Genomic DNA, 19,665 nt, shown 5'->3' with positions numbered 1-19,665 from the left:
ATCATTTAGCGCACCTACTTAGGTGCGTTTTTTAATTTAAAAGATGATGCCTCAAAAAGTACTAAATTTAATAATCATAACCGCAATTAAAGTTTAGCATTTCCACCACCCACTTAAATTACGCTATACAATTTGTTTTTTCGAACAAATATTGCGCTTTATTTTTGTACCTATTTTAGCGATAAATTGCTTGCATTGCATATAATGATATTTTATGCTCAATTTTTAATTGGATAATAAAAAGGAATTAACAAATGAACATTAAATATAGTGTACTTTATGCGACTGTCTCTCTAGCTTTAACAAGCTTTAGTGCTTTAAGTGGTACAGGTGGCTTTATTGATTCGGGACAAGCGTTAGGGAATGGAGGTGTGTTTTCTCTAGCAATAGCTGATATTGACAACGACGGCGATTTAGATATTGCTACCTCTATTCCTAGAGGTGCGCGTATTTTTATAAATGATGGTTTGGGTAACTTTACCGACTCTAGTCAATCAATTGATTTTAGTAAACAAATGTATGCTTACTCTGTGAAGTTTGCTGACTTCAATGGAAATGGTTATGTAGATTTGGTTATTGGAAATAATAGCGGTGGAAACAAAGTTTTATTTAATGATGGAACGGGTATGTTTGCTGACACAGGGCAATCTCTAGGTAATGGTGGAACCCAAGCCCTAGCTGTAGGTGATATGGATAATGATGGCGATATAGATATAGTAGCGGGAAATTTTGGAAGCTATAATCGAGTTTATAAAAATAATGGGACTGGCATATTCAATAGCTCCTTTAGCCTAAAAGAACCAAATAAGAAAAACTTAACAAGAACACAAGCAATTTCAGTTGGAGATTTTAACGGCGATGGTCGGTTAGACGTATATGCAGGTAATATAAATGAAGATACTGTGTATATGAGTAATAAATATGGACAGCTTAGGACGGTTAGCAAAACTGCTGGTGAATATCATGCTCCAGGAGTTGCTGTTGGCAACATTAATAATGATTCATATCAAGATGTTATAACTGCCGGTTGGCTTACGTATAACAGAATTAGAAAAGGCTCTGGGTTAACTGTAAGTCGCAATGTTGGAAAGCCTAATGATTATACTTGGGGCGTTGTTCTTGGAGATGTAGATGGCGATGGCTATGATGATTTAGTTGAAGCTAATGCTCTTGGTAATGCTAATAAAGTATACTTAAATGATGGCTCAGGTACCTTTTATGATAGTGGCCAATCGCTAGGTAATAATAGTAGTCGTGCTGTAGCTCTTGCTGATTTAGATGGTGATGGCGATCTTGATATTGTTATAGCTCATCAAGATGCCCCTGTTTCTATATATTTTAATAATTAAGCTTTAATCTTAAATGTTAAAAAATAAAATGAAAGCTAATTCAGGAATTAGTAGGTAAGCCAGCGTTGCTTATTACTTTGCTGTACTCTTTTAAATTAGCTAAGTGTTTTTATCCCTTAGAGATAGACCGGTTGTTAGTCAGATGATGACAACCGGCTGATATCGCGCTTATACTTTAAATACTACAAACAAGATAACAGCTGCATTTACTTAATATAAAGCTTCACCTACAAATCATTTAAATACATTTATTATTCTATCAACCTTTATAGTAAATAAATTATTAAAAGAGGCATTTAAAATAACTACTACATGTTTAACTTGTACCCTAAATGCTAATCCAATACTTAACCTTTAAAATATAACTCCTTTAAAAACAGTAGCCTGAATTGAAAGGGTGAAAAAAACACTATTTTTTTAAAAAAAAGCTAAAGGTAATTTTATAACGGCCGTTAACTTAATTAGAACGGAGCTTGAACAGATTTTTATTGTGATGGCTCTTGGTTAAAATCAATTAGTTACATTACGAAAGTAATCAGGAGTTATAACATGGCTTTATCAGTAAATACTAACGTTGCATCACTAAATGCACAAAGAAATTTATCAAAATCTAGCGATGCGTTAGGTACATCAATGCAACGCCTTTCATCTGGTATGAAAATCAATAGCGCGAAAGATGATGCGGCAGGTCTACAAATTGCTAACCGTCTTTCTTCACAAATTAATGGTTTAGGTGTTGCTCAGCGTAACGCTAACGATGGTATCTCAATGTCGCAAACTGCTGAGGGTGCGATGCAAGAGTCATCAAACATCTTACAACGTATGCGTGATCTATCTCTACAATCAGCTAATGGTTCAAACGATGCTAACGCTCGTGCAGCACTACAAAAAGAAGTTGGCGCATTACAGCAAGAGCTTACTCGTATCGCTGAAACGACTAAATTTGGTGGTACAAGCTTACTAGATGGTTCGTTCGGTACTAAACAATTCCAAGTAGGTTCAAACGCCAACGAAACAATCAACGTAACTTTGCGTGATGTATCAGCAGATGCGATTGGTGCAAATGAAATTGATGGTGCTGGTTCTGTATTTGGCGCAGCTGCTGCAGCTGGTGACATGGCTACAAATGAAGCTATAACAGCAGGTACGCTTAATATTAATGGTGTCGATGTTGCACTCTTAGCTGATGATGGTGCTGATGGTGCTGCAGCAAAAATAAATGCTGCTGCTACAGGCGTAGTTGCTGAAGCTCGTTTAGAAGTGACTATTGCTGGTATCACTAATACAGATAACGCTACGATTAATGTTGGCGATGACAACTATGATTTAGGAACGTATGGTGGTGAGATGTCTCGCTTAGCTGAAGATATGGTTGCCGATGGTTACGATGCAGTTTATGACTCTGATGCTGGAACGATTACGCTAAAAGCAACGGGTGTTGATGGTATTGAATCTGTTATGGATGCAGGTACTCCAGCTGGTGGTTTAACATTTGATGGAGTAACTGCATCTACAGCAACGGCTTCAAAAACATCAGAAATAAACTTATCATCACCGAACAAAATTGGTATTTCTAATGATGGAACTGCCGATGAAACTGAATTGTTTAGTGGTTCTACAAGTTCTTTGACATCAGTTGAAAGTATTGATATTTCTGGGGCAACAAGTCAAGGTGCACAAGATGCAATTCAAACAATTGATGCGGCGCTTGCGCAAATTGATGCACAACGCGCAGACTTAGGTGCGGTACAAAACCGTTTTGGTTTTACCATTGCTAACCTTGCAAACGTATCAGAAAACGTGTCGGCTTCTAAAAGTCGTATCGAAGATACAGATTATGCTGCAGAAACAGCTAAACTAACTAAGAACCAGATTATGCAACAGGCTGGTACAACAATCTTAGCTCAGTCTAACCAGTTACCACAGGCAGCACTTAGCTTATTAGGTTAATTTAACAATAAGCTCTATACTTAACTACTAAGGAAGGGGCAACCCTTCCTTTCTTGTATAGGTATAAAGCTTTATATCGCTTTATAGTAGGAGCGAATTATGGAAACGCAAAGTTTAAATCTAAATATCAGCTCAGCGCAAAAAGGTGAGGTTACCTCAAGTTACCAAACCCCATCACAAGTTAAGCAAAACGCTGATGAACAAAAGAATACACCCATCACCACCACTGCAAGTAATAGTGAAGTTTCTGAAACAGAGTTATCACCTGAAAAACTAGAGAAGGTGGTACAGCAATTGCAGGACTTTATGGGCGAAATGAACCGTAGTCTACAGTTTAAAGTGGATGAGGATTCTGGCCGTAATGTTATTAAGGTGATTGATAAAGAAAGTGGTGATTTAGTTAAGCAATATCCCTCAGAAGAAGTGTTAGGAATTGTTGCTAAATTAGCAGAAGCCACCGGCGTATTGGTTGATTTTAAAGTTTAGTTTGAGCAAATTTTTAAGAGGGTAAGTATTATGGCTATTTCATTTACAGGTATAGGTTCAGGGCTTCAAGTTAATGAAATTGTAACTGCTTTAGTGAATGCTGAAAAAAGCCCTTACCAAGCTCGAGTAACTAAACAACAAGCAAACTTTACTACTGATATATCTGCAGTAGGTACCCTAAAAGCCTCTTTAGAAGAGCTTAATGGTTCACTAGAATCATTAGGTGACATCGAAAACTTTCAAAAGCGCACTATCAGTGGTAGTGATGATTTTGTTTCTTTAAGTTCTGAAAAAAATGCGCAAACCAATAATTATTCTATTAAAGTGAATGCGTTAGCCGAAAATCATAAGTTAACCTCAAGTGCCATCGCGGGTGATCAAGCTGTGGGAGAGGGTAAGCTCACTATTAGTTCTGGCTCTAACAGTTTTGACATAAATGTGTCAGACACAGCAAAGCTGGCTGATATACGTGACGCGATTAATAATTCTACCGATAACGACTCAGTTAATGCTACTATTATTACCGATGATACGGGGCAGCGATTAGTGTTATCAAGTAAAGAAACCGGCGCAGAAAACGCAATAAAAATTGTAGTTGATGATGTCGGTGATGGTGATAATACAGACTTGTCTGGCTTGTCTCGTCTTGCGTATGATAGTGATACAACATCAACAACGTATGCTGAAAACTTAAACGAAGTAACAGCAGCGACCGATGCTTCAATTACGATTGACGGAACGCTTGTGGCCTCAAGCAGTACCAATGAGTTTAAAGATGTTATTGAAGGCGTTACCATTAATGCTAAAAAAATTCACAATGCAGACGATGATTTAAGTAAAGCAACTATCACTGAAAATAACAATAATGTTGCTGCTGGATTAAAGTCGTTTGTAGAGAAGTTTAATGCATTTATTGATTTATCAAATCAGTTAGGTCGCTCTAGCGCTGAAGAGGGCGTTGGTGCACTTGCGGGTGATTCATTACTTAGAGGCTCTGTAAACCAAGTACGCTCGATGTTAACATCTGAATTTAGCACGGGTAATGGTAATACCGACTTTTTAGCTAACTTTGGTATTAGAACTGAGCGCTCAGGTAAGTTAAGTATTGATTCTGACGCTCTTAAAGCTGCGGTAGAAAGTGATCCACAAGCTATCCAAACGTTTTTTGTTGGCGAAAATGACGGTGATGGTTTTGTTGGCCAGTTAGATACTGTTATTAAAGGTTATACGGCCTCTGATGGTATTATTAGTTCACGTATTGAAGGGCGTGAAACACAACTCGATAAGCTACAAGATGAAGTTGATGCATTTAATAGCCGAATGAAAAAGTATGAAGAGCGATTATATAGCCAATACAATGCCATGGATATATTAGTTGCTAACCTAAACTCGACAGGAAGTTACTTGCAGCAACAATTAGCTAACCTACCGGGTGTGGCTAAAAAGTCTAGCTAAATAGCATTGTTTAGTAAATAAAGCCTGGCTTGTTAGTCAGGTTTTTTTATACCTGTTCGCTTATTGGTAATTAACGACGCTTGGTTTATAGTGAACTTTCAGGCTATAAAAATACAGAGTGATAAATCAATTAATCACTCTGTAAAGGGGAATAAAATAGGGGGTTAGCTAAGGCAAGCAGTGTTTTTAAATATTAGATTTATACTTATTTACAGCTTTTTTATTTTTTTGATTACCAACTATTTTAACCGCTAATAGTTGCTTTTGATTATCTATTTTAACAGATAGCTGTTCTATTAGGTTGATTAAAAACTCAAGTTCAGTGGCTGAATAATGAGTTTTTTCTCTAGAAAGTGAGCTACTTATGTGAACATCAAGTTTATTATGAATATTCAGCGCTTGGTCAATATCCCAATCCTCTGAGTCATTAATCAAGCTTACTAATTCATTGCAATATGCTCGAGTCTCACTATCTTTAACTTGTGAGCTTGTAACCCGATTTAAAGACATTATAGTTGTGGTTCTCTTTGTTCAAATGGAATTGCTTCCCAACCTGATTTTATTTCCTTAATCAAGGTAATTACTTCATCAATTTTTTCTATATCGTTCTCGAGGTTTGCGGTTAGTAAGCATCGCTGACAATAATCATATAAAGAGTCTAAGTTAGTTGATACTTCATTATTATGTTCAAAATTTAATACTTGCTGCAAAGCACCAAGTAGCACAATACAATCAGAGATTGCGTTGCCTTTTTTTTCTAACTCTTTACGTTCAATAAATCCTTTTGCAGCAGAGAGCTTGCCAACAATATTTACAAACACGAGTTTAACTTGGTCGTAGGGAGTCATCTCTTTAACGCTGCTAACTGTTATTTGACGGTATTTATTGATTGATGCATGAGCCATGGGTAATTCCTCAAATTTTAATTACTGTGTAGAACCTTAAGCAAGTTTAGTTCCAACATAAGTTTGACTATTACTTATCGGCAAAAACAGTCACACCTTTAAGTAATAATAGCACTTTTTATGAGTTTCTTCTGTGTAGAGTCGCATCATCATCAGTGGCAAAACGTGTTAGATAATTCACCCTAAGTAGGTATGCTGTTATAAATAGTTAAAGAGTTATTAGTTATAAAGTATTGGCTTTTTAGGCTGGGTGTCTGTTTTTTGGCGTTAATGTCAAAAAATCGCCGCTATTACTTGCATCCAAATCCAACTGGCTTACAATTTGATTAATAAAACAAATTAGTGAAATAAATGGCTCGCTAAAAATGATCTTAATTTTAGATAATAATAATAATCGCTCTATTGGATTATATGCATCGCTTACTTTTATTGGTGAGGCGGTACAGTTGCAAACAGAAGCTGACTTTGAGCAGGCATGTAGTCACTATCAAAATAAAGAATGTATTGTGGTGTTAGGGGCGCTGCAATCTTTAGATCATGAAAGTTTAATTAAACGCTATCCAACATTTCCTTTTTTACTTATTGGTGAAACGCTCAAACCGCTACTGAGTCTCGCCAATGTTGTTGGACTAATTTGTGAGCCATTTACTCATGAAGTTACCACTCAGTTACTACATGATTGTCAGCAATATCAGCGTATGCTGCCTCATGAGCATCAACATAATAAAGAAAAAAGCACCTTTGATGGCCTTGTAGGTGAAACCAAAGCCGTAAAAGACTTACGCTTTTTAATTACGCAGGTTGCTAAAACCGATGCCAACGTACTTATTTTAGGTGAGTCGGGCACGGGTAAAGAAGTGGTTGCTCGTAATGTGCATCTGCTCTCTAAGCGTAACAAAGGCCCATTTGTACCGGTAAATTGTGGGGCAATTCCTGCGGAGCTACTAGAAAGTGAACTATTTGGCCATGAAAAAGGTGCATTTACCGGGGCTATTTCAGCACGTAAAGGCCGGTTTGAATTGGCGCAAGGTGGCACGCTATTTTTAGATGAAATAGGGGATATGCCGCTGCAAATGCAGGTTAAGTTACTGCGAGTACTACAAGAGCGTAGCTATGAGCGCGTTGGCGGTACCAAAGCGATTCAAGCAGATGTACGTGTTATTGCTGCAACCCACCGCGACCTTGAAAGCATGATTGAAAAAGGCTCGTTTCGAGAAGATTTATACTATCGCTTAAATGTTTTTCCTATTGAGAGCCCATCACTTGCTCAACGTGCAGAAGACATCCCTTTGCTACTTAAAGAGCTAATGCGCCGTGTAAATGAACAAAGCGGTACTACGGCTAAGTTTACAGAGCGTGCTATTGATAGTTTAAAAGAGCATTCTTGGCCGGGTAATATTCGTGAGCTTGCGAACCTAGTTGAGCGTATGGTTATTATGTTCCCAGACAAGGTGGTAGATGTTCCTGACTTACCTAACAAATACCGCTACATTGAAGTTGAAGCCTATGAGCCACAGTACCCAGAAGAACTGATGGAGCGTGATGCATTTAATGATATTTTTAGTGGCGGATTCAGCGAAGACGAAATAGACCTCGAAGATGATTTTGCTCAAGCAGCACCGGGTTTATTGCCCGATGAAGGTATTGAGCTTAAGGAGTACTTAGCTGAGCTTGAAATTAACTTAATCACCCAGGCATTAGAGCGCTTTGATTACGTTGTCGCCCGTGCTGCTGAAGTACTTGGCGTAAGGCGAACCACACTGGTTGAAAAAATGAAAAAATATAACCTTTCTAGAGATTGAGGGTTAAGTGCTGATATTAGGTACTAGGTGTAAGGTGTTAGGTTAGAAAAAATAAACACTGCGCTTAACTTTTAGAGCGGGTTTACCTCGCGTCTCGTAACCCGAAACCCGCCCTTAGCCTAATTTTTTAACTTCTTCCTTCCTAAAACAATCATTACTATGATCGTTAACCATTCCACAGGCCTGCATGTAAGCATACACTGTGGTTGGGCCTAAAAATTTAAAGCCACGCTTTTTTAAATCCTTCGCAAATAACGTCGATGCCTCAGTAACTGCAGGGTAGTCGGCCAGTGTTTCTAGATCGTTTACCTGAGGTTTATTACCAACAAACCGCCACTGATAATCACTAAAACTGCCAAACTCTTCTTGAATAGTAATAAAGCATTTTGCGTTATTAATTGTTGCGACAATTTTTAAGCGGTTGCGAACTATGCCCGCATTTTGCATTAATTTTTCTATGTCGTGTTCAGTAAAGGCCGCTACTTTGCGTACGTCAAAATTGGCGAAGGCGTTTTTATAATTCTCACGCTTTTTTAATATGGTATACCAGCTGAGTCCTGCTTGTGCCGATTCTAATGTCAAAAACTCAAAAAGTAGTTGATCGTCATACACAGGGACGCCCCATTCATGATCATGATAATCCACATAGTCAGGTTTTGTTGTATCTAACCATGGGCAACGGCACTGAGTTTCTTTATTCATGCATTTTCCTTTGCGCGTCATTTTTACGACACGTATTTTAATGGTTTAATCTATTGAATTTACTGGTAAATAATTTTGGTACATATTGTGCATTAGCCACTGTATCTACATTATTTTAGAGAGTTGATTATGGCCCTTGCAAGTGTGCTAAAACCCCAGTTTATTTCTGCTAATCAGTATAACCCATGTTTACTGCAAGAGGAGTATGTTGGTGAGTTGAGTGATTTGCGTCAACAGGCAAGTTGGCTTTCTCATTTAGTTGATACTATGCCTGCGGGCGTGATTGTACTCGATGGTAAAGGAATGATCGCTAAAGCGAATCAAATTGCTATCGATATGCTCGGTGAACCACTAGAAGGTGAGAAGTGGTTTAGTGTTATTCAGCGCTCATTTCGTCCTCATCAAGATGATGGTCATGAAGTGTCGTTAAAAGATGGACGCTTAATAAAACTCGATATTACCGCACTTGCGCCAGAGCCTGGGCAACTTATATTAATGACCGATTTGACTGAAACCCGACGCTTACAAAAACGAGTCGCGCATATGCAGCGTTTAAGTGCGTTAGGTAAAATGGTGGCATCTTTGGCCCATCAAGTACGCACACCGTTATCAGCAGCTATGTTGTATGCTGCCAACTTAGGCTCAAAGCGCTTACCGGAAGCATCACGCGGCAGTTTTCACACAAAATTAATGTCTCGCTTGAAAGATTTAGAAACCCAAGTAAACGACATGCTGCTATTTGCTAAAAGTGGTGATCAACAGGTAGTTGAGCAAGTGTCGATGCAACAGTTACTCAGTGAAGTAAAAGCCGGTGCTGATGCCATGGTAGCGCTCAATGATAGCGAATTAAATGTGAGCTTACCTGAACCCGATATAGAAATTATGGGTAATAAAACCGCATTAGCCAGCGCTATTCAAAACCTAATTCACAACAGTATTCAAGTTATTGGCAGTGGCGCGCAGGTTTACCTTAGCGCCCAGCGTGACAAACAAGACTCTGACTTTGTGCGCATTAGCGTTAGTGACAATGGTCCAGGCATTGACTTAGTTCAGAGCGAGAAAATATTTGAACCTTTTTATACCACTAAAAGCCAAGGTACAGGCTTAGGGCTTGCCGTTGTTAGTTCGGTAGCCAGTGCGCATCAGGGAAGGGTTGAGGCAAACAACAACCCACACGGGGGAGCAATTTTTAGTATGTTGCTGCCTATTAGTGTCACATCTAAATTAGGGGAGTCACATGAGTAACACTATTTTAGTTGTAGAAGACGACGCCGGACTTCGTGAAGCATTAATTGATACTCTAGAAATGTCGGGCATCGCTTGCACGGCAGCCAGCAGTGCAGAGCAAGCCATGTTGTTATTAAAAAAAGATGTATTTTCACTGGTGGTCAGTGATGTACAAATGGGCGAAATGAGTGGCTTGGATTTATTACGCAGTATTAAATTAAATCACCCTGATTTACCCGTACTTATGATGACGGCCTATGCCACTATTGATGATGCAGTTGAGGCCATGCGCCTAGGCGCGATTGATTATATGGCTAAGCCATTTGCCCCAGAAGTGCTATTGAACATGGTGAGCCGTTACTTACCTGAAAAGGAAAAAGAAACAGACGGTCCTATTGTTGCCGACCCTAGTAGTATTCAACTACTTGAACTTGCAGGTAAAGTTGCTCGTTCAGATGCCAGCGTAATGGTACTTGGGCCAAGTGGCTCAGGTAAAGAAGTGCTGGCACGGTATATTCATGACAAGTCAAAACGCTGCAATGAACCATTTGTAGCAATTAACTGTGCTGCTATTCCTGAAAACATGCTTGAAGCTACTTTGTTTGGCTACGAAAAAGGCGCGTTTACTGGTGCGATTCAGGCCTGCCCGGGTAAGTTTGAACAAGCACAGGGTGGGACTATCTTACTTGATGAAATCACCGAAATGGATTTAGGCTTACAAGCTAAACTACTGCGGGTATTACAAGAACGCGAAGTTGAGCGTTTAGGCGGTCGGAAAACTATTTCGCTAGATGTACGTGTGCTTGCAACCAGTAACCGCGAATTAAAAGAGGCCGTTGCTGAAAATCAGTTCCGCGAAGATTTATATTATCGACTCAATGTTTTCCCTTTACTGTGGCGACCTCTGTGTGAGCGTCCTGGCGACATTATTGTACTGGCTAAGCATTTAATTGAACGTCACTTAAGTAAAAGCAAAGAGCCAATGGCGTATCTAGATACAAGCGCTGAACAAAAACTACTTAGCCATAGCTGGCCGGGTAACGTTCGAGAGCTGGATAACGTTATTCAACGTGCTTTAATTTTACGCAGTGGCAGTACTATTGATGAGCATGCAATTTTTATCGAAAATTTAACCCCAACTCAGTTTGTGGTTGAAACAACAACAGTGCCGGAGCCTATAAAAAGTAATCTCAGTAACGCTTATTATGATGAAAAAACAATGCCCGAAGATGAGCAAAAAAATGATTTGCTAGCCCTAGACACGGGGAGTTATAAAGATGAACTTAAAGATAAAGAACATCGCATAATTTTAGAAACCTTGGCGCGTTGCCAAGGGAAGCGTAAAGAAGTAGCCGAAACCTTAGGTATAAGTCCACGTACTTTGCGTTACAAATTAGCGCAAATGCGCGATTTAGGTATTTCCCTCCCTGCATAACCTCAACAGCCCTAAAACTAAGTAACACATTTTAGGGCTGTCAAAACTCTGACTACGTAATTTTATAGTTCAACATATTGTTTTAATTGAATTTTATTTTTGGCATGTTTTGTGCTTTATTCTATTTAAGAGTTTACTGCATTATCAGAGACAATTATGAAAATTCAAAACAGTGCTTTATTTCAAGAAATGCAATCTATGGCTTCAGAAGCCACGCGTAGTAACCAAGTTAATAACTTGCCAACGCAAGTGCAATCAACGTCTACAGCACAGTTTGGTGATATGTTGAGTAATGCACTTAATACAGTGCATGAGCTTCAGCAAGACACAGGACAAAAAAGAAAAGCAGTTGAGATGGGCGATAGAAGCGTATCGCTTGCTGAGGCGATGATTGCTTCGCAAAAGTCTTCTGTGGCATTTGAAGCTACGGTACAGGTTCGTAATAAGCTTGTTGAATCTTACAAAGAAATTATGAACATGCCTGTTTAACTAGGTAGTGGAGAATTATTGTGGCGCAATCTAATCAATCTACAGATCTGGCACTTGCTGATGGCATGATGGAGCAAAGTGAAACTGAAGATCAACAAGAGCAAAAATCAGGCTATTTCAGCGCCCTAGGTGGTGTTGATGTTTTACGTCAAATTACCCTGATTGTTGCATTGGCCATTTGTTTGGCTATTGCTATCTTCGTGATTATCTGGGCTCGTCAGCCAGATATGCGCCCATTAGGTAAAATGCAAACTCAAGAGTTAATTGAAACACTCGACTTTTTAGATGCGCAAAAAATTGACTATGAACTTGATGGTAATGTGGTGTCGGTTGATGAAACTGAGTATCAAAATATTAAGTTACTGATGACCCGTGAAGGCTTAGATCAAGGGCCTACATCAGGTAGCGATATTATTATGCAAGACATGGGGTTTGGAGTAAGCCAACGTTTAGAACGTGAGCGCCTTAAACATGGTCGCGAGCAACAGCTTGCCCGTACTATTGAAGAGCTAAACAACGTTACTCGCGCCAAAGTACTATTAGCTATTCCAAAAGAAAATGTATTTGCTCGTCGAGAGAAAAAACCCTCAGCAACAGTAGTACTAACGCTTAAGCGTGGTCGCTCACTAGATAGCGAAGAAGTTGACTCAGTAGTTGATATGATTGCTTCAGCGGTGCAAGGGCTAGAGCCTTCTCGCGTAACGGTGACCGATCAAAACGGTCGCTTATTAAATTCAGGTTCGCAAACCTCTTTGGCTGCACGCTCTCGTAAAGAATACGACCTAGAGCGTAAACGTGAGCAAGAATACCTAGAAAAAATTGACAGCATTTTAATTCCCGTCGTTGGCTTAGGTAATTACACCGCCCAAGTAGATTTAAGCATGGACTTTAGTGCAGTAGAAGAAACACAAAAACGTTACAACCCAGATTTACCGGCAGTAAGAAGTGAAACCACTTTCGAAGAAAATAATATCGGTGGTTTAGCGGTAGGTATTCCTGGTGCACTTACTAATCAGCCTCCGGTTAACTCAACTATACCTGAAGATGCAATGGCTGGCGGTGCAGGCACTGCAACCTCACCAAGTCGTACTCACAAAGAAGCTACCCGTAACTATGAACTTGATACCACTATTTCTCATAAACGTCAGCAAACGGGTGTGATCCGCAGAATAAGTGTGTCTGTAGCGGTCGATTACTTACCCACGGTTGGTGAAAACGGTGAAACAACCATGACACCACGCTCGGTAGAAGCTTTGTCAAATATTCGTCGCTTGTTACAAGGTGGCGTAGGCTTTGATATGCAACGTGGTGATGCACTTGAAGTAGTGACCGTGCCATTTGTTCGTGAAGACTCAGCGCTTGATTTCGAATTGCCTTTATGGGAACAAGACTGGTTTATGAAAATGATGCGCTTAGTATTAGGTGCGCTGGTTATTATTGTACTGATTTTAGCTGTAGTTAAGCCTATGCTTAAGCGCTTAATTTACCCAGATAATACACTTGAAGAATATGATGAAGACTCTCTTAGTTCAGGTGTTGACCTTGGTGACAGCACATTAGATATGCTTAATAATGACTTTGATTCTGCTTCAGTTGGCTTCTCAAGCGATGGTACACTACAGTTACCAGACCTACATGGCGACGAAGACTTATTGAAAGCGGTTCGTGCCCTTGTAGCCAACGAACCAGAACTATCATCACAAGTAGTGAAAGCGTGGTTAACAGAAGATGACTGATCAAGAACAAAAACAACTACCACCGGCGTTTGATGTTGATAAGCTCGATGGTGTAGATAAAGCGGCGATATTATTGCTAAGTTTATCTGAAGAAGATGCAGCGCAAATCCTAAAGCACTTAGAGCCAAAGCAAGTGCAAAAGGTAGGTATGGCCATGGCGGCAATCGATGATTTGTCGCAAGCTAAAATTAGTGCAGTGCACAACTTGTTTATCGAACAAATTCAAAGCTTTAGTACGATAGGTTTTCAGTCTGAAGATTTTATCAAAAAAGCACTTACGGCTGCATTAGGTGAAGATAAAGCTGCCAGCTTAATAGACCAAATTGTTATGGGATCAGGCGCCAAAGGGCTTGATTCATTAAAATGGATGGACTCAAAGCAGGTAGCGAATATTATTCGTAATGAGCATCCGCAAATTCAAACAATTGTGCTTTCTTATTTAGAGCCGGAACAATCTGCTGAGATTTTAGCGCAATTTCCTGAAAAAGTGCGCTTAGATTTAACCATGCGTATTGCCAATTTAGAAGAAGTTCAACCCGCGGCTTTACAAGAATTAAACGAAATTATGGAAAAACAATTCGCTGGTCAAGCGGGCGCACAAGCTGCGAAGATGGGTGGCTTAAAAGCGGCTGCAGATATTATGAACTACCTCGATACCAATGTTGAAGGGCAGTTAATGGATTCTATCCGTGAGCATGACGAAGAAATGTCGCAACAAATTCAAGACTTAATGTTTGTCTTCGAAAACTTAATGGATGTAGAGGATCGAGGTATTCAAGCAATTTTACGTGAAGTGCCTCAAGATGTACTGATGAAGGCGATTAAAGGCACTGATGAAGCGCTTAAAGAGAAGATTTTGGGTAACATGTCAAAACGTGCAGCAGAAATGCTTGCTGATGACTTAGAAGCTATGGCACCAGTGCGCATTAGTGAAGTAGAAGCAGCACAAAAAGAAATACTGTCAACAGCTCGTCGTCTATCAGATTCAGGTGAAATTATGCTTGGTGGTGGCGGTGGTGAGGAGTTCTTATAATTTATGAGTAACTCAAAAGGTCGCCCGTTACACGCTGATGAAGCTGATGAGCTATTAAAAAATTGGCCAATTCCAGATGTTGCGCCAGATGAGCGAAGTTTTGGCAATCGTTCGACCGCTTTTGGTACGCCATTGGCAGAGCTATACCATAAAGAAATGGCCAAAGAGCAAGATGAAGAGCCCGAAGAACAAGAATTACCTTCTCTTACTATGGTGGAGCTTGAGCGCATTCGCCAAGATGCGTATGAGGAAGGTCTTAAGCAAGGACACGAGCAAGGCTATATAGATGGTTTTGATAAAGGCGTAACTGAGGGAAAAGAAGCTGGTTACAAAGAAGGTGTTGAGCTGGGTAAAACCCAAGGTCAAGAAGAGGTTAAACCTTTGATGGATGAGCAGTTAACTCACTTACGCAGCTTGTTAGATAGTTTATCTGATCCACTTAAAAAAGTGGATGAGCAAGCAGAAAAGCAGTTAGTGCAGTTAGCGACTATGCTCAGTGAAGCAATCATTTATCAAGAGATAAAAACTTCGCCTGATATTATCTTACATACCTTGAAAAAAAGCATTGATGCATTGAATGCAGAGCAACAGAAAGTTAAAATTCATCTTCACCCAGAAGACCTAACACTTATAAAAACCAGTTATGGCGAGCAAGCTATTGAAGATAATCATTGGCAGTTAATTCCAGAGCCTACATTGGAGCGTGGCGGTTGTGAAGTTAAGACAACACTATCGTCTTTAGATATGACCTTGAAAACTCGTGTCAAAGAAACATTGGATAGTTTTTTGCATAATAGTGGTATCTAACTTTTTATTGGCGTGCAATGTCTGTGAGCGATACTTCATTAAGCGAACGCTTATCTCAATACCAACAACATATTAAAACCCCTGCCCCTGCGGTTGCGGGTGTTTTAACCCGTGTGGTTGGTTTAACACTTGAAGCAAAAGGCCTGCGAGCTCCAGTAGGCAGCCAATGTAAAATTGAAACCATGAGCGGCTTTGTTGATGCCGAGATTGTTGGTTTTAATGATCAAACCTTATATTTAATGCCCAATGATCATATCTCAGGTGTACTTCCTGGTGCCCGAGTTATTCCTCAAGTTAACGACACTGGTTTACCTGTTGGTATGAGTTTACTTGGCCGAGTTGTCGACGGTTTAGGGCGACCTTTAGATGGGCTGGGTAAAATAAACGCAGAACACACTCTTAAATTCGCTCAAAACGCAATAAATCCACTGGCAAGACGCCCCATTAGTAAACCTATGGATGTGGGAGTACGCGCTATTAACTCAGTAATTACCGTAGGCCAAGGTCAGCGTATGGGCTTATTTGCAGGCTCCGGTGTGGGTAAATCAGTACTATTGGGCATGATGACTCGAGGCAGTGAAGCCGATGTAATTGTAGTGGGTTTAGTTGGTGAGCGTGGCCGAGAAGTAAAAGAATTTATTGAAGAAATACTGGGTGTTGAAGGACGTAAACGCTCAGTTGTTGTGGCAGCGCCTGCTGATGCTTCACCATTAATGCGATTAAAAGGCTGTGAGAGTGCAGTCACCATTGCAGAATACTTTCGAGATCAAGGGCTAAACGTATTGTTACTGCTTGATTCGGTAACGCGTTATGCCATGGCACAGCGTGAAATAGCACTTGCTGTGGGTGAGCCTCCTGCTACCAAAGGTTATCCGCCTTCAGTATTTGCTAAATTACCAGCATTAGTGGAACGTGCTGGTAATGGCGGAGAAGGGCAAGGCTCTATTACTGCCTTTTTTACTGTACTGAGTGAAGGTGATGACATGCAAGACCCGATAGCCGATGCCGCACGTGCCATACTTGATGGGCATATTGTTTTATCGCGTGATTTAGCCGACAGCGGTCATTACCCTGCTATTGATATAGAAAAGTCTATTTCTCGAGTGATGCCACAAGTGGTTTCAGAGCCACATATGCAGCAAGCTCGGGTACTTAAACAAGTCTATTCTATGTATCAACAGAATAAAGATATGATCACCTTGGGTGCTTATCAAAAAGGCAGTGACCAAATGCTTGATCAGGCAATAAACATGATGCCAAGAGTGAACGCATTTTTACAGCAAGGCATGCGTGACGTGATTAGTTATGATGATGGCCTACAAGGGCTCGCACAATTATTAGGACAAGCATAATGGCAAAAAATAAACTACATTTGCTGCTTAAGCTTGAAAATGAAAAAGAAGAAACATTACGCATGAGCTACTTGCAAGCAAATCAAAACTTGCAGCTAAATCAGCAAAAGCTTCAAGGCTTAAATGACTTTCGACTTGAATATACGCAGCAACTTCATATTAAAGGGCAATCGGGCTTATCAAGTGCCGGGTTTAGCCAGTATCACGCATTCATAGCTAAGATTGAAGAGGCGACTCGCCAACAAGCGAGTACCGTTAATACTGCAAAACAAGTCGTGAGCCAGCGTAAAACGTTATGGTTAAAACAACAAGTTAAAGCGAAAGCGGTTGCTAAGCTAATTGAAAAGCAACAGTTAAAAGCGGATATGCTGGTGGCTAAGAATGAACAAAAAATGTTAGATGAGTTTTCTTCTAATCAATTTTATCAAAGGAATAAAGCACTATAAGGTAGGCATACTAATTGCTTATGTTCTATTAGAGCAATGTTTTTTAGGATTGTGCGGTGGGCTGTTGCCGCTTTTATTAGGTGATTTATGGCGATGAATGATATTTCAATGTTGGCGGTATCTGAGCAAGACTCATACTTAGTTAAAAAAGACAGTGATAAAGCAAAACTAGATAGTAGTAATGATGCTGGTTTTTTCGACCAACTAGCTCTTGCGAACCAAGCTTCTGAAACACAAGATTCAGAGGTCAAAGCGCCACACAAACAGCCTTCAGATGAACAACCCGACCTAAAAGAGCAAGATAGCGAAGAAAAGCCTTTGAGCGGTGAAGACATGTTGGCGCAAATTAATGCGGCACAAGTAATCGACACCTCAGTAAAAAATAATTCTCATAGCGGCGCAGAGTTAATAGATAAAGACGGTGTCAAAATAAACATCAAGCCTGAAGATAAGCTTGCACCTATTGTTATTAATTTGCCAAGTGATGAAATTGTTGATGATGCAGCTATTTTACAAGCACAAAATGCTGTAGGTGCTGAGTCAGCGAGCAAAACTGCAGCTGAGTCTTCACAGCTTGGAGCTAAATCGATAGCGACAGCTGCCATAGCCGGAGAATCTGAGACTGTTAAAAATGAGCAAGCGGTTGCTAAACCATCAGACAAGCCGACTGTTCCTACGAGTACTAAAGCATCGATAGACGCCTCTGTTTTAGCGCTGTTATCAAAAGATGATGATACAATTAAAGCAGATAAACTCTTAGCAAATTTAACGCCTTCACAACAAGATGAACTTGCTACTGAGCTTGATGCGATGAGCAAACCTATTGATAAAGACAATGTAGCGGATTTAAAGCAATTACTCAGTAAGTATGTTAGCGAAAGCGAGAAACCGCAAACTCCTCAACAAGCCATTAATACACAAATAAGTACGTTAACTACCCCAGAAAAACAGGCATTGCTTAATCAGATGCAGGCATACATTAAAAGTGAGCCTCTATCTACTAAAGAACTTACTTTATTAAAAGGGGTTATCAGTGATTTAGAAACAGCTATCAACGCAGACACTTTGTCTAGTGCCAAAGATAAACCGCTGTTTGCTAATAATACGTTGATAGCAGGTGTTACACCTAAAACACAACAAGGTACAGAGTCGGCTAATGTAAAACCTGAGCTAAAATTAGAAAGCTCTAAATCGATAGCCGAAACGCCAGAGGAGCTTGCTAAACAGCTTGATGTACTACAAAAAGAGAGTATGCGCGCTACTAACGCAGAGCAAATGCCACCGCGTGCTGCACAGATTTTTTCTCAAATCATTAATATATTTGATAAATCGTCGCTTAATACTATCGCTAAATACGATACTTTAGGCTACGAGCAAGCTATTATTGAAGCACAAAGTTTACAGGCCGGGCAGTTGCAAAGCACTGCACAAGCTAAACAGGTGAGCATTGATCCTGCTACCTTACAGGCGTTAAATATTATTAAAAGTGATGCTGCAAAAATGCTACAAGAGCGCGTTACTTCAATGTTAAGCATTAATAACAAAGAAGCTGAAATTCGTTTAGATCCACCTGAAATGGGCAGTATGCAAATTCGTATTCGAAGTGATGCGGAGCAAGCACAAATAAACTTTGTAGTGCAAAATCAGCAAGCCAAAGAAGCGCTAGAGCAATCATTACCTAGGCTTAGAGAATTATTAATGCAACAGGGTTTAGAACTAGGTGAAAGCAGCATTTCTTATGGTGGTTCATCTCCAGAACAAAACGAGCAACAAGAAGGTCAGCCACAAGGTCAAATGGCTAATAATAGCTCTTCAGATGAGACAAATAGTGAGCAACCAGATAAGCAAACACATAGTTCTGGACAACAAACGTCATCATCAATAGATTACTATGCCTAAGTCCTGCTATTATAATAGTTAAAACAAGCAAATACCTTTGCGAATAAAGGAAATACAATGGCTGAAGATACTAATTTAGAAATAGAAGAAGTCAGTAAAAATAAAAGCAAACTCATTATAATTATAGCCGCTGTATTAGTTATTGTTGGCGGTGTAGCTGGTTACTTTTTACTATCGGGTGATGATGAGCCCGTAGAAACTTTAACAGATGATGCCGCCAGTGGTGAAGTAGCCGCAGAATCATCAAGCTCCTCGGCAACGGTCGGCAGTGCGCTATATGTTGCTATGCCAAGACCTTTTATATTTAATGTTCCAGGGGCGAGTCGCGATAGAATTGTACAAATTAAAGTGCAATTGCTGGTGCGCGGAGATGGCAATGAAGAAACTGCTAAAAAGCATATTCCACTGATTGAAGGTACGCTATTGAGTGTATTTTCAATGACTACCGCAGATGAACTTAGCACCAGTGTAGGCAAAGAAACACTGCGCTTTACTGCGCTAGATAAAGTACAAGCTGCAATGATGGATGTGGAAGGAAGTAAAGTAATTGAGCGGGTACTGTTTACCGGCTTTGTGATGCAATAAGGGGTCA

18 protein-coding genes are annotated in these 19,665 nt (G+C 40.0%); 15 read left to right on the top strand and 3 right to left on the bottom strand.

Annotated features, from left to right (window positions below):
• Window positions 1-254 precede the first annotated feature (254 nt).
• The 4 genes from ACNSN2_RS10670 to fliD all read left to right on the top strand — a co-directional run bounded on the left by ACNSN2_RS10670 (window position 255) and on the right by fliD (window position 5,240).
• Window positions 255-1,349 (top strand): FG-GAP repeat domain-containing protein, encoded by a 1,095-nt coding sequence (locus ACNSN2_RS10670; protein ID WP_138687326.1) that lies wholly within the window; start codon window positions 255-257, stop codon window positions 1,347-1,349.
• Between the two features lie 549 nt (window positions 1,350-1,898).
• Window positions 1,899-3,299, top strand: coding sequence for a flagellin (locus ACNSN2_RS10665; RefSeq protein WP_054201728.1), 1,401 nt, complete (start codon window positions 1,899-1,901; stop codon window positions 3,297-3,299).
• A 99-nt stretch (window positions 3,300-3,398) separates the two neighbouring features.
• Window positions 3,399-3,785 carry a flagellar protein FlaG gene (locus ACNSN2_RS10660; RefSeq protein WP_054201727.1) on the top strand — a complete coding sequence of 129 codons (387 nt, stop codon included), beginning with the start codon at window positions 3,399-3,401 and terminating at the stop codon, window positions 3,783-3,785.
• A 30-nt stretch (window positions 3,786-3,815) separates the two neighbouring features.
• Window positions 3,816-5,240 (top strand): flagellar filament capping protein FliD, encoded by a 1,425-nt coding sequence (gene fliD, locus ACNSN2_RS10655; protein WP_054201726.1) that lies wholly within the window; start codon window positions 3,816-3,818, stop codon window positions 5,238-5,240.
• A gap of 186 nt (window positions 5,241-5,426) precedes the next feature.
• On the opposite strand, the gene ACNSN2_RS10650 is transcribed toward fliD, so the two are convergent.
• Window positions 5,427-5,750, bottom strand: coding sequence for a hypothetical protein (locus ACNSN2_RS10650; RefSeq protein ID WP_175573828.1), 324 nt, complete (start codon window positions 5,748-5,750; stop codon window positions 5,427-5,429).
• Window positions 5,750-6,145, bottom strand: coding sequence for a flagellar export chaperone FliS (gene fliS / locus ACNSN2_RS10645; protein WP_109874274.1), 396 nt, complete (start codon window positions 6,143-6,145; stop codon window positions 5,750-5,752). The genes ACNSN2_RS10650 and fliS overlap by 1 nt, the downstream gene beginning before the upstream one ends.
• 365 nt (window positions 6,146-6,510) lie before the next feature.
• On the opposite strand from fliS, the gene ACNSN2_RS10640 reads away from it, so the two are divergent.
• Window positions 6,511-7,947 (top strand): sigma-54 dependent transcriptional regulator, encoded by a 1,437-nt coding sequence (locus ACNSN2_RS10640; RefSeq protein ID WP_010387896.1) that lies wholly within the window; start codon window positions 6,511-6,513, stop codon window positions 7,945-7,947.
• Between the two features lie 114 nt (window positions 7,948-8,061).
• Here the strand turns inward: ACNSN2_RS10640 and ACNSN2_RS10635 are convergent, their stop codons facing one another.
• Window positions 8,062-8,649: a DNA-3-methyladenine glycosylase I gene (locus ACNSN2_RS10635; RefSeq protein ID WP_109874275.1), complete on the bottom strand. Its 588-nt coding sequence runs from the start codon at window positions 8,647-8,649 to the stop codon at window positions 8,062-8,064.
• Window positions 8,650-8,778: 129 nt separating this feature from the next.
• On the opposite strand from ACNSN2_RS10635, the gene ACNSN2_RS10630 reads away from it, so the two are divergent.
• From ACNSN2_RS10630 to fliL, 10 genes are all read left to right on the top strand, one after another.
• Window positions 8,779-9,894 (top strand): sensor histidine kinase, encoded by a 1,116-nt coding sequence (locus tag ACNSN2_RS10630; RefSeq protein WP_075169684.1) that lies wholly within the window; start codon window positions 8,779-8,781, stop codon window positions 9,892-9,894.
• Window positions 9,887-11,311 carry a sigma-54-dependent transcriptional regulator gene (locus ACNSN2_RS10625; RefSeq protein WP_054201724.1) on the top strand — a complete coding sequence of 475 codons (1,425 nt, stop codon included), beginning with the start codon at window positions 9,887-9,889 and terminating at the stop codon, window positions 11,309-11,311. Before ACNSN2_RS10630 ends, ACNSN2_RS10625 begins: the two co-directional genes overlap by 8 nt.
• Before the next feature lie 156 nt (window positions 11,312-11,467).
• On the top strand, window positions 11,468-11,800 hold the full coding sequence (gene fliE, locus ACNSN2_RS10620) for a flagellar hook-basal body complex protein FliE (RefSeq protein ID WP_010387900.1): 333 nt from the start codon (window positions 11,468-11,470) through the stop codon (window positions 11,798-11,800).
• Between the two features lie 20 nt (window positions 11,801-11,820).
• The gene (gene fliF / locus ACNSN2_RS10615) at window positions 11,821-13,536 is read left to right on the top strand and encodes a flagellar basal-body MS-ring/collar protein FliF (protein WP_054201723.1); all 1,716 of its coding nucleotides are present in this window, start codon (window positions 11,821-11,823) and stop codon (window positions 13,534-13,536) included.
• The gene (gene fliG, locus ACNSN2_RS10610) at window positions 13,529-14,569 is read left to right on the top strand and encodes a flagellar motor switch protein FliG (protein WP_010387902.1); all 1,041 of its coding nucleotides are present in this window, start codon (window positions 13,529-13,531) and stop codon (window positions 14,567-14,569) included. The genes fliF and fliG overlap by 8 nt, the downstream gene beginning before the upstream one ends.
• A gap of 3 nt (window positions 14,570-14,572) precedes the next feature.
• The gene (fliH, locus tag ACNSN2_RS10605) at window positions 14,573-15,376 is read left to right on the top strand and encodes a flagellar assembly protein FliH (RefSeq protein ID WP_055013207.1); all 804 of its coding nucleotides are present in this window, start codon (window positions 14,573-14,575) and stop codon (window positions 15,374-15,376) included.
• Window positions 15,377-15,393: 17 nt separating this feature from the next.
• The gene (gene fliI, locus ACNSN2_RS10600; RefSeq protein ID WP_054201721.1) at window positions 15,394-16,728 is read left to right on the top strand and encodes a flagellar protein export ATPase FliI; all 1,335 of its coding nucleotides are present in this window, start codon (window positions 15,394-15,396) and stop codon (window positions 16,726-16,728) included.
• Entirely contained in the window at window positions 16,728-17,174 is a 447-nt protein-coding gene (gene fliJ, locus ACNSN2_RS10595) for a flagellar export protein FliJ (protein WP_010387909.1), read from the top strand. Before fliI ends, fliJ begins: the two co-directional genes overlap by 1 nt.
• An 87-nt stretch (window positions 17,175-17,261) precedes the next feature.
• Window positions 17,262-19,073, top strand: coding sequence for a flagellar hook-length control protein FliK (locus ACNSN2_RS10590; RefSeq protein ID WP_418607293.1), 1,812 nt, complete (start codon window positions 17,262-17,264; stop codon window positions 19,071-19,073).
• Window positions 19,074-19,130: 57 nt separating this feature from the next.
• Window positions 19,131-19,658 carry a flagellar basal body-associated protein FliL gene (gene fliL / locus ACNSN2_RS10585; protein ID WP_010387911.1) on the top strand — a complete coding sequence of 176 codons (528 nt, stop codon included), beginning with the start codon at window positions 19,131-19,133 and terminating at the stop codon, window positions 19,656-19,658.
• The last annotated feature ends 7 nt before the right edge of the window (window positions 19,659-19,665 follow it).

Origin of the sequence: Pseudoalteromonas sp. US3C1013 (assembly GCF_048401115.1) — a bacterium.
GTDB classification, from domain to species: Bacteria; Pseudomonadota; Gammaproteobacteria; order Enterobacterales; family Alteromonadaceae; genus Pseudoalteromonas; species Pseudoalteromonas undina.
Note: the sequence above shows the minus strand (reverse complement) of the source record. Positions and strands in the feature narration are given on the sequence as shown.

What these genes read in the sequence shown, in the direction of transcription:
- ACNSN2_RS10670 (WP_138687326.1), top strand. Translation starts at nt 255, where the DNA reads ATGAACATTAAATATAGTGTACTTTATGCGACTGTCTCTCTAGCTTTA.
- ACNSN2_RS10665 (WP_054201728.1), top strand. Translation starts at nt 1,899, where the DNA reads ATGGCTTTATCAGTAAATACTAACGTTGCATCACTAAATGCACAAAGA.
- ACNSN2_RS10660 (WP_054201727.1), top strand. Translation starts at nt 3,399, where the DNA reads ATGGAAACGCAAAGTTTAAATCTAAATATCAGCTCAGCGCAAAAAGGT.
- fliD (WP_054201726.1), top strand. Translation starts at nt 3,816, where the DNA reads ATGGCTATTTCATTTACAGGTATAGGTTCAGGGCTTCAAGTTAATGAA.
- ACNSN2_RS10650 (WP_175573828.1), bottom strand. Translation starts at nt 5,750, where the DNA reads ATGTCTTTAAATCGGGTTACAAGCTCACAAGTTAAAGATAGTGAGACT.
- fliS (WP_109874274.1), bottom strand. Translation starts at nt 6,145, where the DNA reads ATGGCTCATGCATCAATCAATAAATACCGTCAAATAACAGTTAGCAGC.
- ACNSN2_RS10640 (WP_010387896.1), top strand. Translation starts at nt 6,511, where the DNA reads ATGATCTTAATTTTAGATAATAATAATAATCGCTCTATTGGATTATAT.
- ACNSN2_RS10635 (WP_109874275.1), bottom strand. Translation starts at nt 8,649, where the DNA reads ATGAATAAAGAAACTCAGTGCCGTTGCCCATGGTTAGATACAACAAAA.
- ACNSN2_RS10630 (WP_075169684.1), top strand. Translation starts at nt 8,779, where the DNA reads ATGGCCCTTGCAAGTGTGCTAAAACCCCAGTTTATTTCTGCTAATCAG.
- ACNSN2_RS10625 (WP_054201724.1), top strand. Translation starts at nt 9,887, where the DNA reads ATGAGTAACACTATTTTAGTTGTAGAAGACGACGCCGGACTTCGTGAA.
- fliE (WP_010387900.1), top strand. Translation starts at nt 11,468, where the DNA reads ATGAAAATTCAAAACAGTGCTTTATTTCAAGAAATGCAATCTATGGCT.
- fliG (WP_010387902.1), top strand. Translation starts at nt 13,529, where the DNA reads ATGACTGATCAAGAACAAAAACAACTACCACCGGCGTTTGATGTTGAT.
- fliH (WP_055013207.1), top strand. Translation starts at nt 14,573, where the DNA reads ATGAGTAACTCAAAAGGTCGCCCGTTACACGCTGATGAAGCTGATGAG.
- fliI (WP_054201721.1), top strand. Translation starts at nt 15,394, where the DNA reads ATGTCTGTGAGCGATACTTCATTAAGCGAACGCTTATCTCAATACCAA.
- fliJ (WP_010387909.1), top strand. Translation starts at nt 16,728, where the DNA reads ATGGCAAAAAATAAACTACATTTGCTGCTTAAGCTTGAAAATGAAAAA.
- ACNSN2_RS10590 (WP_418607293.1), top strand. Translation starts at nt 17,262, where the DNA reads ATGGCGATGAATGATATTTCAATGTTGGCGGTATCTGAGCAAGACTCA.
- fliL (WP_010387911.1), top strand. Translation starts at nt 19,131, where the DNA reads ATGGCTGAAGATACTAATTTAGAAATAGAAGAAGTCAGTAAAAATAAA.